Raw genomic sequence first — 13,332 nt, 5'->3', positions numbered from 1 at the left:
CTGTCCGCTACCGTGATTGCATAGCGAGAGTGGATGTGAGCAAACGAGCCTTTAACTTCTGCGCAGGTCCCGCTGCGCTGCCTGAAGCTGTCCTGTTGCGTGCCCAGTCCGAGCTGCTCGACTGGCACGGCAAGGGTCTGTCGGTCATGGAAATGAGCCATCGTAGTGATGACTACGTGGCCATTGCCGAGAAAGCCGAGCAGGACCTGCGCGACCTGCTGTCCATCCCCTCCAATTACAAAGTGCTGTTCCTGCAGGGCGGTGCGAGCCAGCAGTTCGCCGAGATTCCGCTGAACCTGCTGCCCGAGAACGGCACTGCCGACTATGTCGAAACCGGCATCTGGTCGAAGAAAGCCATCGAGGAAGCGCGTCGCTTCGGCAACATCAACGTTGCCGCCAGCGCCAAGCCTTATGACTACCTGGCCATTCCTGGTCAGAACGAGTGGAAGCTGACCCCGGGTGCGGCCTATCTGCACTATGCGTCCAACGAAACCATCGGTGGCCTGCAGTTTGACTGGGTTCCCGAGGCCGGTGACGTTCCGCTGGTGGTCGACATGTCCTCCGATATCCTCTCGCGCCCGATCGATGTGTCGCAGTACGGTCTGATCTACGCCGGTGCGCAGAAGAACATCGGCCCGAGCGGTCTGGTGGTGGTGATCGTCCGTGAGGACCTGCTGGGCCGCGCCCGCAGTTCGTGCCCGACCATGCTCGACTACAAGGTCTCGGCCGACAACGGTTCGATGTACAACACCCCGGCCACCTATTCCTGGTACCTCTCGGGCCTCGTTTTCGAGTGGCTGAAGGAGCAGGGCGGCGTCGCCGCGATGGAGCAGCGCAACAAGGCGAAGAAAGATCGCCTGTACGGCTTCATCGACAACAGCGATTTCTACACCAACCCGATCAGCATCAACGCCCGCTCGTGGATGAACGTGCCGTTCCGCCTGGCTGACGAGCGTCTGGACAAGGCGTTCCTGGCCGGCGCCGACGCCCGCGGCCTGCTCAATCTCAAGGGCCATCGTTCGGTCGGCGGCATGCGTGCCTCGATCTACAACGCCCTGGGCCTGGATGCTGTCGAGGCTCTGGTCGGCTACATGGCTGAATTCGAGAAGGAGCATTCCTGATGTCCGAGCAGGAGCTCAAGGCGCTGCGCGTTCGCATCGACAACCTCGATGAGAAGATCCTCCAGCTGATCAGCGATCGTGCACGCTGTGCCGAAGAGGTTGCACGGGTCAAGATGGCCAGTCTGGCCGAAGGCGAGCAGCCGGTGTTCTATCGTCCGGAGCGCGAGGCGCAGGTCCTCAAGCGCGTGATGGAACGCAACAAGGGGCCGCTGGGCAACGAAGAGATGGCGCGGCTGTTCCGCGAAATCATGTCCTCGTGCCTCGCCCTCGAGAACCCGCTGAAAGTAGCCTACCTCGGTCCGGAAGGCACCTTCACGCAAGCGGCGGCCATGAAGCACTTCGGTCACGCGGTGATCAGCAAGCCGATGGCAGCGATCGACGAAGTGTTCCGCGAAGTGGCGGCCGGTGCGGTGAATTTTGGCGTGGTGCCGGTGGAGAACTCCACCGAAGGTGCGGTCAACCACACCCTCGATAGCTTCCTCGAGCACGACATGGTCATCTGTGGCGAAGTCGAGCTGCGGATTCACCACCATCTGCTGGTTGGTGAAAACACCAAGACCGACAGCATCAGCCGCATCTATTCCCACGCCCAGTCGCTGGCCCAGTGCCGCAAGTGGCTGGACGCCCATTACCCGAATGTCGAGCGCGTGGCGGTGTCCAGCAACGCCGAAGCGGCCAAGCGGGTCAAGGGGGAGTGGAACTCGGCGGCGATCGCCGGTGACATGGCGGCCGGGCTGTACGGCCTGACCCGTCTGGCCGAGAAGATCGAGGATCGTCCGGACAACTCCACGCGCTTCCTGATGATCGGTAACCAGGAAGTGCCGCCGACCGGCGACGACAAGACATCGATCATCGTGTCCATGAGCAACAAGCCCGGCGCGCTCCATGAGCTGCTGGTGCCGTTCCATGACAACGGGATCGACCTGACCCGGATCGAAACCCGTCCGTCGCGCAGCGGTAAATGGACCTACGTGTTCTTCATCGACTTCGTCGGCCATCACCGTGATCCGCTGATCAAAGGTGTGCTGGAAAAGATCAGTCAGGAAGCAGTAGCACTCAAGGTGCTGGGTTCCTACCCGAAAGCAGTTCTCTAAGGGGCGGTAGCAAATGAGTGGCAACTTCCTCGCTCTGGCACAGCCGGGCGTGCAACAACTTTCGCCATATGTTCCGGGCAAGCCCGTGGACGAACTGGCTCGCGAACTGGATCTGGATCCGGCGAGCATCGTCAAACTGGCGAGCAACGAAAACCCGCTGGGCGCCAGCCCGAAGGCGCTGGCCGCGATCCGCGAAGCGCTGGACGAGCTGACCCGTTATCCGGACGGTAACGGTTTCGCACTGAAATCCCTGCTGGCCGAGCAGTGCCGTGTCGAGCTGAACCAGGTGACCCTGGGCAACGGCTCCAATGACATTCTCGAGCTGGTGGCGCGTGCCTACTTGGCGCCGGGCCTGAATGCCGTGTTCAGCGAGCACGCGTTCGCGGTCTACCCGATCGCGACCCAGGCAGTCGGGGCTCAGGCCAAGGTCGTTCCGGCCAAGGATTGGGGGCATGACCTGCCAGCGATGCTGGCGGCCATCGACGCCAACACACGCGTCGTGTTCATCGCCAACCCGAACAACCCGACCGGTACCTGGTTTGGCGCCGAGGCACTGGACGAGTTCCTGCAGGACGTGCCGGAGCACGTGCTGGTGGTGCTGGACGAGGCTTACATCGAATACGCCGAAGGCAGCGATCTGCCGGATGGTCTGGATTTCCTCGCGGCTTACCCGAACCTGCTGGTCTCGCGCACCTTCTCCAAGGCCTACGGTCTGGCGGCGCTGCGGGTTGGCTACGGTTTGTCCACGCCAGTGGTGGCGGATGTGCTGAATCGCGTACGTCAGCCGTTCAACGTCAACAGCCTGGCCTTGGCCGCGGCGTGTGCGGCGTTGAAGGACGAGGAATATCTGGCGCAGAGCCGTCAGCTCAACGAGTCCGGCATGCAACAGCTGGAAGCGGGTTTCCGCGAGCTGGGCCTGAGCTGGATTCCGTCCAAGGGCAACTTTATCTGTGTCGACCTCGCTCAAGTGGCCGCTCCGGTGTTCCAGGGCCTGCTGCGCGAAGGCGTGATCGTGCGTCCGGTGGCCAACTACGGCATGCCGAACCATCTGCGGGTGACCATCGGTCTGCCGGCGGAAAACAGCCGCTTCCTCGAAGCGCTGCGCAAGGTTCTGGCTCGTGGGTGATGTCACTGCGCTGCAATCTGCTGCACCTATGATCGGGCGCCTGGTGGTGGTCGGTCTGGGGTTGATCGGTGGTTCGTTTGCCAAAGGCTTGCGTGAGAGCGGTCTGTGCCGCGAAGTGGTCGGGGTCGATCTCGACCCGCAATCGCGCAGGCTGGCGGTCGAGTTGGGTGTGGTGGATCGCTGCGAAGAAGACCTGGTGGCTGCCTGCCAGGGCGCGGACGTGATCCAGTTGGCGGTGCCGATCCTGGCCATGGAAAAAGTGCTGGCCCGTCTGGCTGGCATGGATCTGGGGCAGGCGATCCTGACGGATGTCGGCAGCGCCAAGGGCAATGTGGTGCGCGCGGCGACCGAAGCGTTCGGCGGCATGCCGGCGCGTTTCGTGCCGGGTCATCCGATTGCCGGTTCCGAGCAGAGCGGGGTGGAAGCCTCCAACTCAGAGCTGTTTCGTCGTCACAAGGTGATTCTGACCCCGCTGGAGCAGACCGATCCGACTGCGCTGGCAGTGGTTGATCGCTTGTGGCGCGAGCTGGGTGCCGACGTCGAGCACATGCAGGTCGAGCGTCACGATGAAGTGCTGGCGGCGACCAGTCATCTGCCGCACCTGCTGGCCTTCGGTCTGGTTGATTCGCTGGCCAAGCGCAATGAAAACCTTGAGATCTTCCGTTACGCTGCGGGCGGTTTTCGCGATTTCACAAGAATCGCCGGAAGCGACCCGGTCATGTGGCATGACATCTTTCTCGCCAACCGCGAGGCTGTCCTGCGCACACTCGATACATTTCGCAGCGACCTCGACGCCTTGCGCGACGCGGTCGATGCAGGGGATGGGCACCAATTGTTGGGCGTCTTCACGCGCGCCCGGGTTGCCCGCGAGCATTTCAGTAAAATCCTGGCCCGCAGGGCCTATGTGGACGCTATGAATTCCAACGATCTGATTTTCCTGGCTCAACCTGGTGGCCGCCTGTCCGGTCGGATTCGCGTACCAGGTGACAAATCGATTTCCCACCGTTCGATCATGCTCGGTTCCCTGGCTGAAGGCGTCACTGAAGTCGAAGGCTTCCTCGAGGGCGAAGATGCCCTGGCGACCTTGCAGGCGTTCCGCGACATGGGCGTGGTCATCGAAGGCCCGCATCACGGCCGCGTGACCATCCACGGTGTCGGCCTGCACGGCCTGAAACCCGCGCCGGGCCCGATCTATCTGGGCAACTCCGGCACTTCGATGCGTCTGCTGTCCGGCCTGCTGGCCGCGCAGGATTTCGACAGCACTCTGACCGGTGATGCGTCGCTGTCCAAGCGTCCGATGAATCGCGTGGCCAACCCGCTGCGGGAAATGGGCGCCGTGATCGAAACCGCTGCCGAAGGTCGTCCGCCGATGACTATTCGTGGCGGTCACAAGCTCAAAGGCCTGACCTACACCATGCCGATGGCCAGTGCCCAGGTGAAATCCTGCCTGCTGCTGGCGGGTCTGTACGCCGAAGGCAAGACCACCGTGACCGAGCCGGCGCCGACCCGTGACCATACCGAGCGCATGCTGCGCGGCTTCGGCTATCCGGTGAGCGTCAACGGTGCCACGGCATCGGTTGAGTCCGGCGGCAAGCTGACCGCGACCCACATCGAAGTGCCGGGCGACATCTCGTCGTCGGCGTTCTTCCTGGTGGCAGCGTCGATCGCCGAAGGTTCGGAGCTGGTACTCGAACACGTCGGCATCAACCCGACGCGTACCGGTGTGATTGACATCCTGCGCCTGATGGGCGCCGACATCACCCTGGAAAACCAGCGTGAAGTGGGCGGCGAGCCGGTTGCAGACCTGCGCGTGCGAGCAGCTAAACTCAAAGGTATCGAGATTCCGGAAGCGCTGGTTCCACTGGCCATCGACGAGTTCCCGGTACTGTTCGTGGCGGCAGCCTGTGCCGAAGGGCGCACCGTGCTGACCGGCGCCGAAGAGTTGCGGGTCAAGGAATCGGACCGTATCCAGGTCATGGCGGACGGTTTGCTGGCGCTGGGCGTCAAGTGCGAGCCGACCCCGGACGGCATCATCATCGACGGCGGCCAGATTGGCGGCGGCGAAGTGCATGGTCATGGCGATCACCGTATCGCGATGGCTTTCAGCGTGGCCTCGCTGCGCGCCACTGCACCGATCCGCATCCATGATTGCGCCAACGTCGCGACATCGTTCCCGAACTTCCTGGCGCTGTGCGCGCAGGTTGGCATTCGTGTGGCGCAAGAGGCTCAGTCGTGAACAACATTGCTCCGGTCATCACCATCGATGGGCCAAGCGGCTCGGGCAAAGGCACCGTAGCCGGGATTCTGGCCAAGCGTCTGGGCTGGAACCTGCTGGATTCCGGTGCGCTGTATCGCTTGCTGGCGTTTGCTGCGCACAACCATGGTGTCGACCTGACCAATGAAGAGCTGCTGAAGAAACTGGCCGCTCATCTGGATGTGCAGTTCATCGCGGCGACCGACGGTCAGTTGCAGCGCATCATTCTGGAAGGTGATGAAGTCAGCGATGTCATCCGTACCGAGAGCGTCGGTTCCGGCGCTTCCCAGGTGGCTGCATTGCCGGCCGTGCGCGAGGCGTTGCTGCAGCGCCAGCGTGCTTTCCAGGAAGCGCCGGGCCTGGTGGCCGATGGTCGCGACATGGGAACGGTGGTATTTCCGAATGCGCCCTTGAAGATTTTCCTGACCGCCAGTGCCGAGGAGCGGGCGCGCCGTCGATATTTGCAGTTGAAGGGCAAAGTCGAGGGTGTTAGTCTGTCGAGTCTGCTAGATGAGATTCGTGCGCGCGATGAGCGTGATACCCAGCGAGCGGTGGCCCCGCTCAAGCCGGCGGCCGACGCGATACAACTGGATTCCACGGAGTTGTCCATCGATCAGGTGCTTGAACGCATCATGAGCGAGATCGCCATTCGCGATATCGCCGGGTGACCAAGAAGGCCACAGGGGACCAGTCATAGTCCTGCGGTGCTTCTTTTTAATGAAACTAACCCACATCGTCTGGGATGTGGAGATGGGCGTACTTTTTCGCCCTAATCAACAGGAATTAAAATGAGCGAAAGCTTTGCGGAACTCTTTGAAGAAAGCCTAAAGACCCTGAACCTTCAGGCAGGCTCCATCATCACCGGTGTTATCGTTGATATCGATTACCAAGCTCGCTGGGTAACCGTTCACGCTGGCCTGAAGTCCGAAGCACTGATCCCTCTGGAGCAGTTCTACAACGACGCTGGCGAACTGAACATCAACGTCGGTGACGAAGTTCACGTTGCTCTGGACTCGGTTGAAGACGGTTTCGGTGAAACCAAGCTGTCCCGTGAAAAAGCCAAGCGCGCTGAATGCTGGATCGTTCTGGAAGCAGCCTTCGCAGCTGAGGAAGTGGTCAAGGGCGTTATCAACGGTAAGGTTAAAGGCGGCTTCACTGTCGACGTTAACGGCATCCGTGCGTTCCTGCCAGGTTCCCTGGTTGACGTCCGTCCAGTGCGCGACACCACGCACCTGGAAGGCAAAGAGCTGGAATTCAAGGTCATCAAGCTGGACCAGAAGCGCAACAACGTTGTCGTTTCCCGTCGCAGCGTCCTGGAAGCCGAGAACTCCGCCGAGCGTGAAGCTCTGCTGGAATCCCTGCAAGAAGGCCAGCAAGTCAAAGGTATCGTCAAAAACCTCACCGATTACGGCGCATTCGTCGATCTGGGTGGCGTGGACGGCCTGCTGCACATCACCGACATGGCGTGGAAGCGTATCAAGCACCCTTCCGAAATCGTCAATGTTGGCGACGAGATCGACGTCAAGGTTCTGAAGTACGATCGCGAGCGCAATCGTGTTTCCCTGGGCCTGAAGCAACTGGGCGAAGATCCATGGGTTGCTATCAAAGCCCGTTACCCAGAAAGCACTCGCGTTACCGCTCGTGTAACCAACCTGACCGACTACGGCTGCTTCGCTGAGCTGGAAGAAGGCGTTGAAGGTCTGGTACACGTTTCGGAAATGGACTGGACCAACAAGAACATCCACCCTTCGAAAGTCGTACAAGTCGGCGACGAAGTGGAAGTTATGGTTCTGGACATCGACGAAGAGCGTCGTCGTATCTCCCTGGGCATCAAGCAGTGCAAGTCGAACCCATGGGAAGACTTCTCTGGCCAGTTCAACAAGGGCGATAAAATCTCCGGCACCATCAAGTCGATCACCGATTTCGGTATCTTCATTGGTCTGGACGGCGGCATCGACGGTCTGGTTCACCTGTCCGACATCTCCTGGAACGAAGTGGGCGAAGAAGCCGTACGTCGTTTCAAGAAGGGCGACGAGCTGGACACCGTTATCCTGTCGGTTGACCCAGAGCGCGAGCGTATCTCCCTGGGTATCAAGCAACTGGAAAGCGATCCGTTCTCCGAGTACGTCTCGGTTAACGACAAAGGCGCAATCGTTACTGGCACCGTGAAAGAAGTTGACGCCAAAGGCGCCATCATCGTTCTGGCCGACGATATCGAAGCGACTCTGAAAGCCTCCGAAATCAGCCGTGACCGCGTTGAAGACGCGCGCAACGTTCTGAAAGAAGGCCAGCAAGTAGAAGCCAAGATCATCAGCGTTGATCGTAAGAGCCGCGTAATCCAGCTGTCGATCAAGTCGAAAGACGATGCTGAAGAGAAAGAAGCCATCCAGAGCCTGAAAGCAGCTCCGGAAGGCGAAGCAGCTGACACCACTATGGCGGCACTGCTGCGTCAAGCAATGGCCAAACAGAACTGAGTTCTGTCTGATCATTAAAAAGGGCGACTTCGGTCGCCCTTTTTTGTGCCTGCGATTTGGTGTGCTGGATTTCCTGTTGCGCCTTGTGTGTGAAACCAAACTCTTCGCTTGGTGGTCTGTTTCTTTAATCGGATCAATCGCCTATTCGCGACTAAGCTTGGTCTTGGGTGTGCAGTAGTCGGGCTGTTGCCTGGCATAAGGAAGTGGATGAACAAGTTTATTCTCCTCATGGCTGTGCTGGTTTTGGCGGGTTGCACCACAAGTGCCAAAACCCACGCGGTGCGTGGTGTCAGCGGTATAGAGATCGACTGTTCCGGGTTGGGGTCAGGCTGGGAAAAATGCCAAAAGCGTGCGGCGAAGGAGTGCAAGGGGGCGGGTTATAAAGTGCTCACTCGATCTGATGAAGCAAAAGATGAAGATGAATTTCCTTTTGGCTTCAATCCCGCGGGTTACGTGACTCGGACCATGCTGGTGATGTGTCGCTGAGTGCCTGCTGGCGTGGATGTATGGTTTTTCGCCCTGAAAACGGGCGTTTTGACGCTGAAGAAGATATGTCAATCCCTGGGCTGTTCAAAATCTTCCGGGCATGCTAAAACCTTTCAAGCGCTGATCTAGCTGCTTGAAAAAGAAGGGAAAAATATGACGAAGTCGGAGTTGATCGAACGAATTGTCACCCATCAAGGGCTGCTCTCATCCAAAGATGTGGAGCTGGCCATCAAGACCATGCTTGAGCAAATGTCCCAGTGTCTGGCTACGGGTGATCGCATTGAGATCCGTGGTTTTGGCAGCTTTTCCTTGCACTATCGTGCGCCGCGGGTCGGCCGCAATCCGAAGACTGGTCAGTCTGTCAGCCTTGATGGCAAGTTTGTACCGCATTTCAAGCCGGGCAAGGAGTTGCGTGATCGCGTGAACGAAGAAGAGGAGGAGGGGGTTTGACAGCCGCGACCTTTCAGGAGGGTACTCATGCGTAACCTCAAACGCATGCTTCTTGGCGTTTTCATTCTTTTACTGATGCTGGTGATCCTGGCGTTTGTGCTGGAGAATCAGCAGTCCATTTCGCTGATGTTCCTTGGTTGGGCGGGGCCGCAACTTCCAGTATCTCTGGTGATGGTTCTCGCGCTGCTTCTTGGGATGCTCGTCGGTCCTGTTCTGGGCTGGTTTCTGGGACGCTCGTCCCGCGCTGCGCGCAAGCGCCTTGTCTGAAAACGACAGGCGCGGGACATCCATCGAATTTGCGGCGCTGCCTGTCTATATCCATTAGTAAAACGTTAATTAAGCTGTAAAATGCAGCCCTTGTTCGATGGTGGCTTCGTTACCACATAGATTCAGACTGACTCTGACGGAGGCCTGGGTTATGACGGCTTTCGCATTCATGGATTAGGCTGCGCTCGTTATGGGCGCGGTCCGCAGCTCAAGGGTATGGTTTCGCGTGAAAATTCTAGTAACCGGCGGCGCCGGATTTATCGGCTCGGCAGTCATCCGTCATATCATTTCCAACACTAACGACGCCGTCGTGAACGTTGACAAGCTGACTTACGCTGGCAACCTTGAGTCGTTGGTCGAAGTTAGTCAAAACTCACGTTATGCCTTTGAGCGTGTCGATATCTGCGATCGTGATCAAATTGATCGTGTCCTGCGGGAACACCAACCGGATGCAATCATGCATTTGGCTGCTGAATCCCATGTTGACCGTTCGATTTCCGGTCCGTCCGAATTCATCCAGACCAATATCATCGGCACCTACACGTTGCTGGAAGCTGCACGCCAATATTGGTCCGCACTGGACGATACCCGCAAAGCCGCTTTCCGCTTTCATCACATTTCCACTGATGAAGTGTACGGCGACCTCGAAGGCCCTGAAGATCTCTTCACCGAGACCACGCCTTATCAGCCAAGCTCGCCATACTCTGCCAGCAAGGCCAGCTCCGACCACCTGGTTCGTGCCTGGGCCCGTACCTACGGTCTGCCGACACTGGTCACCAACTGCTCGAACAACTATGGTCCATGCCACTTCCCTGAGAAGTTGATCCCGCTGATCATTCTCAATGCACTGGAAGGCAAGCCGCTGCCGGTTTACGGCAAGGGCAATCAAGTGCGTGACTGGTTGTACGTAGAAGATCATGCGCGTGCGCTGTACAAAGTCGTCACCGAGGGTGTCATCGGTGAGACGTACAACATTGGTGGTCACAACGAAAAGCAGAACATCGAAGTGGTTCAAACCCTTTGCGCGCTGCTGGATGAACTCCGGCCGGATTCAGCTCATCGTCCACACGCAAGCTTGATTACTTATGTTCAGGATCGTCCGGGACATGATCAGCGTTATGCGATCGATGCGAGCAAGATTCAGCGTGAACTCGGCTGGGCGCCAGAGGAAACCTTCGAAACCGGTATTCGCAAGACGGTGGAATGGTATTTGAACAACGCGCAGTGGGTTGAACATGTGAAAAGCGGCAGCTATCAACAATGGATTGATCAGAACTACAGCGATCGCTCCCAAAAAGCATGAGAATCCTTCTTTTTGGAAAAAATGGTCAGGTGGGTTGGGAGCTGCAGCGCTCCCTGGCTCCGCTGGGTGAGCTCATCTCGATGGATCGCCACCTGCTCAATGGCCTGCAAGGCGACTTGTCGGATCCGGAAGCGCTGCGCGCAACGATCCGTCATCTGAAGCCGGATGTGATAGTCAACGCTGCCGCCTACAATGCCGTCGATAAAGCAGAGTCCGAAAAGGAACTCGCTACCTTGATCAATACCCAGGCCGTCGCCGTCATGGCGGATGAAGCATTGGCTCTGAATGCCTTGCTGGTTCACTACTCTACTGATTATGTGTTCAGTGGTGAGGGTGACTCGCCCTGGAAGGAAGACGACCCTGTTGCGCCCCTGAATCAATACGGAATCAGCAAGCGCGCCGGCGAAGAGGCAATTATTGCTTCCGGCTGTTCGCACTTGATCTTTCGTACGAGCTGGGTCTACTCCACCCGGGGCAACAACTTCGCGAAAACCATGTTACGTCTGGCCAAAGAACGTGAGGCGTTAAATGTGATTTTCGATCAGGTGGGTGCGCCAACCGGTGCTGACCTGATTGCCGATGTAACGGCCCATGCCATTTTGAAAGTGAAGCAAAGTGCCGATTTGGCGGGTATCTACCATCTGGTTGCCGGTGGTGAAGTTTCCTGGCACGGCTATGCTTCCCATGTCATAGAATTTGCGCGAAAGATTGGCGAGCCATTGAAGGTGACTGAAGTAAACCCGATCGAGTCGACAGCCTATCCGACTCCCGCCCGTCGTCCCTTGAATTCACGCCTGAACACCCAGAAACTGCGAAATAATTTTGCCCTTCGCCTGCCGGAATGGCAAAGCGGCGTAAACAGAATGCTGATGGAAGTTTTTAATAAATGATCAAGACAAATCGAAAGGGAATTATTCTGGCCGGTGGTTCGGGAACACGCTTGCACCCGCTGACTCTGGGTGTTTCCAAGCAAATGTTGCCGATCTATGACAAACCGATGATTTTTTATCCGTTGTCCGTGCTCATGCTCGCAGGTATGCGAGAAATCCTGATCATTTCCACCCCTGAAGATCTGCCAAACTTTCGCAAGCTGCTCGGTGACGGTAGCCGCTACGGTATTCAATTGACCTATGCCGAACAGCCAAGTCCCGATGGTTTGGCTCAGGCCTTCATTATCGGTGAGGAGTTCATCGGTAAGGATCCGTGCTGCTTGATCCTCGGTGACAACATATTTTACGGTCAGCACTTCTCCGATAACTTGCGTTCCGCCAGCTCTCAGGAACGAGGCGCGACAGTATTCGGTTATCACGTTTCTGATCCGGAGCGTTTCGGCGTCGTTGAGTTCGATGCGTCTGGTCGGGCATTGAGCATCGAAGAAAAGCCGCTCAAGCCAAAATCCAGTTACGCCGTGACCGGTCTTTATTTCTACGATAACCAGGTTGTCGATATTGCCAAGGGCATCAAGCCCTCCGAGCGAGGCGAGCTGGAAATTACAGACGTTAACCGTGCTTATCTCGAGCAACAAACCCTCAATGTCGAAATGCTCGGTCGAGGCTTTGCGTGGCTGGATACCGGTACTCACGACTCGCTGCTTGAGGCGAGCCATTTCGTGCATACCATCGAACACCGCCAGGGTTTGAAGGTGGCGTGCCTTGAAGAAATCGCGTACAGCAATGGCTGGATTACGTCGGATCAGTTGAGCGAGCAGGCAGAGGCTCTCAAGAAGACAGGCTACGGGCAATACCTGAAAAAATTGTTGGATTCGACTTCTTTCTGAGTCTGGAAAGTTCGGCATTCAAACAAAGCGTTCAATCCGTGCAAGCAGGAACGGCATGCCAGTAGAACATCCGAAGGTTGCAGTTTTACTGGCTGCCTACAATGGAACACCGTGGATTGAGGAACAACTTTCCTCAATCCTCAATCAATCAGCAGTCGATGTAACTGTTTACATCAGTATTGATCCCTCATCAGACGGTACGGAAGCGCTGTGCCGAGCGTACGCCACTGAGCACCCCGGTGTGGTGATCCTCCCGGACTCCGGGCGATTTGGCGGTGCGTCGCGCAACTTCTTCCGGCTTATACGCGATGTCGACTTCGCTAAGTTCGACTTCATTGCCTTTTCAGATCAAGATGACATCTGGCATTCGAACAAGCTGCTTCGTGCAACTCAAAGCATTGCAGAGCAAAGCGTTGATGCGTACTCCAGTAACGTCACTGCATTCTGGCCTGATGGCAAGACTGTCCTTCTGGACAAAGCGCAGCCACAGGTCGATCTGGACTATTTGTTCGAGGCTGCCGGGCCGGGTTGTACCTACGTAATGAGTAACGCTCTGGCGGGCTCTTTAAAGGTTTCAATGCTTGCGAACTGGCAGCAACTGCAAGGCGTCAGCCTGCATGACTGGTATTGCTATGCCTATGCGCGAAGCAACGGCTATCGCTGGTATATCGATCCAGGGGCATCTATGGATTATCGCCAGCACGAGCGTAATCAAGTCGGTGCCAATACCGGTCTACGGCCATTGATTACTCGCTATAAAACCATCCATGACGGCTGGTGGTTCAGTCAGGTTGAACTCATCGCAACGTTGGTGACGCCTGAACAGGCGCCATCGGTAGTCAATACTCGGCAGTTGCGTGGGATGAAACTGGTCAAGCTTTCCTTCAGGGCCTGGCAATGCAGGCGTCGGGTAAGGGATAAGGTCTTCTTCTTCTTTATCTGTTGGGCTAGCGCATTGTTGGGGAGCAAGTCTTGAGCAT

The 13,332-nt window shown here is 57.5% G+C and carries 13 protein-coding genes; all 13 read left to right on the top strand.

What is annotated here, in order from left to right:
* Positions 1–35 precede the first annotated feature (35 nt).
* A complete protein-coding gene (gene serC / locus IF199_RS21635) occupies positions 36–1,121 on the top strand; it encodes a 3-phosphoserine/phosphohydroxythreonine transaminase (RefSeq protein ID WP_096821019.1) in 1,086 nt (361 codons plus the stop codon).
* Positions 1,121–2,215 (top strand): prephenate dehydratase, encoded by a 1,095-nt coding sequence (gene pheA, locus IF199_RS21630; RefSeq protein ID WP_007950913.1) that lies wholly within the window; start codon positions 1,121–1,123, stop codon positions 2,213–2,215. The genes serC and pheA overlap by 1 nt, the downstream gene beginning before the upstream one ends.
* A 13-nt stretch (positions 2,216–2,228) precedes the next feature.
* Positions 2,229–3,341 carry a histidinol-phosphate transaminase gene (gene hisC / locus IF199_RS21625; protein ID WP_085730519.1) on the top strand — a complete coding sequence of 371 codons (1,113 nt, stop codon included), beginning with the start codon at positions 2,229–2,231 and terminating at the stop codon, positions 3,339–3,341.
* Between the two features lie 28 nt (positions 3,342–3,369).
* A complete protein-coding gene (locus tag IF199_RS21620) occupies positions 3,370–5,577 on the top strand; it encodes a bifunctional prephenate dehydrogenase/3-phosphoshikimate 1-carboxyvinyltransferase (protein ID WP_244142485.1) in 2,208 nt (735 codons plus the stop codon).
* Positions 5,574–6,263, top strand: a complete 690-nt coding sequence (gene cmk, locus IF199_RS21615) for a (d)CMP kinase (RefSeq protein WP_011335369.1) — start codon at positions 5,574–5,576, stop codon at positions 6,261–6,263. The genes IF199_RS21620 and cmk overlap by 4 nt, the downstream gene beginning before the upstream one ends.
* Before the next feature lie 120 nt (positions 6,264–6,383).
* A complete protein-coding gene (gene rpsA / locus IF199_RS21610) occupies positions 6,384–8,069 on the top strand; it encodes a 30S ribosomal protein S1 (protein ID WP_007950918.1) in 1,686 nt (561 codons plus the stop codon).
* A gap of 207 nt (positions 8,070–8,276) precedes the next feature.
* Entirely contained in the window at positions 8,277–8,555 is a 279-nt protein-coding gene (locus IF199_RS21605) for a hypothetical protein (protein ID WP_096821021.1), read from the top strand.
* Positions 8,556–8,708: 153 nt separating this feature from the next.
* Positions 8,709–9,005 carry an integration host factor subunit beta gene (gene ihfB / locus IF199_RS21600; protein WP_003189779.1) on the top strand — a complete coding sequence of 99 codons (297 nt, stop codon included), beginning with the start codon at positions 8,709–8,711 and terminating at the stop codon, positions 9,003–9,005.
* A gap of 27 nt (positions 9,006–9,032) precedes the next feature.
* A complete protein-coding gene (locus tag IF199_RS21595; protein ID WP_096821022.1) occupies positions 9,033–9,272 on the top strand; it encodes a lipopolysaccharide assembly protein LapA domain-containing protein in 240 nt (79 codons plus the stop codon).
* A gap of 226 nt (positions 9,273–9,498) precedes the next feature.
* Positions 9,499–10,575 carry a dTDP-glucose 4,6-dehydratase gene (rfbB, locus tag IF199_RS21590; protein ID WP_176504853.1) on the top strand — a complete coding sequence of 359 codons (1,077 nt, stop codon included), beginning with the start codon at positions 9,499–9,501 and terminating at the stop codon, positions 10,573–10,575.
* The gene (gene rfbD / locus IF199_RS21585; protein WP_192558663.1) at positions 10,572–11,465 is read left to right on the top strand and encodes a dTDP-4-dehydrorhamnose reductase; all 894 of its coding nucleotides are present in this window, start codon (positions 10,572–10,574) and stop codon (positions 11,463–11,465) included. The genes rfbB and rfbD overlap by 4 nt, the downstream gene beginning before the upstream one ends.
* Positions 11,462–12,352, top strand: a complete 891-nt coding sequence (gene rfbA / locus IF199_RS21580) for a glucose-1-phosphate thymidylyltransferase RfbA (RefSeq protein ID WP_192558662.1) — start codon at positions 11,462–11,464, stop codon at positions 12,350–12,352. Before rfbD ends, rfbA begins: the two co-directional genes overlap by 4 nt.
* Positions 12,353–12,407: 55 nt before the next feature.
* Positions 12,408–13,328: a glycosyltransferase gene (locus IF199_RS21575; RefSeq protein ID WP_192558661.1), complete on the top strand. Its 921-nt coding sequence runs from the start codon at positions 12,408–12,410 to the stop codon at positions 13,326–13,328.
* Positions 13,329–13,332: the final 4 nt, after the last annotated feature.

The sequence above is a fragment of the Pseudomonas allokribbensis genome, from assembly GCF_014863605.1.
In the GTDB taxonomy this organism is placed as follows: Bacteria; Pseudomonadota; Gammaproteobacteria; order Pseudomonadales; family Pseudomonadaceae; genus Aquipseudomonas; species Aquipseudomonas allokribbensis.
The sequence above is the reverse complement of the archived record's forward strand: the minus strand, read 5'-3'. Positions and strand labels throughout refer to the sequence as shown.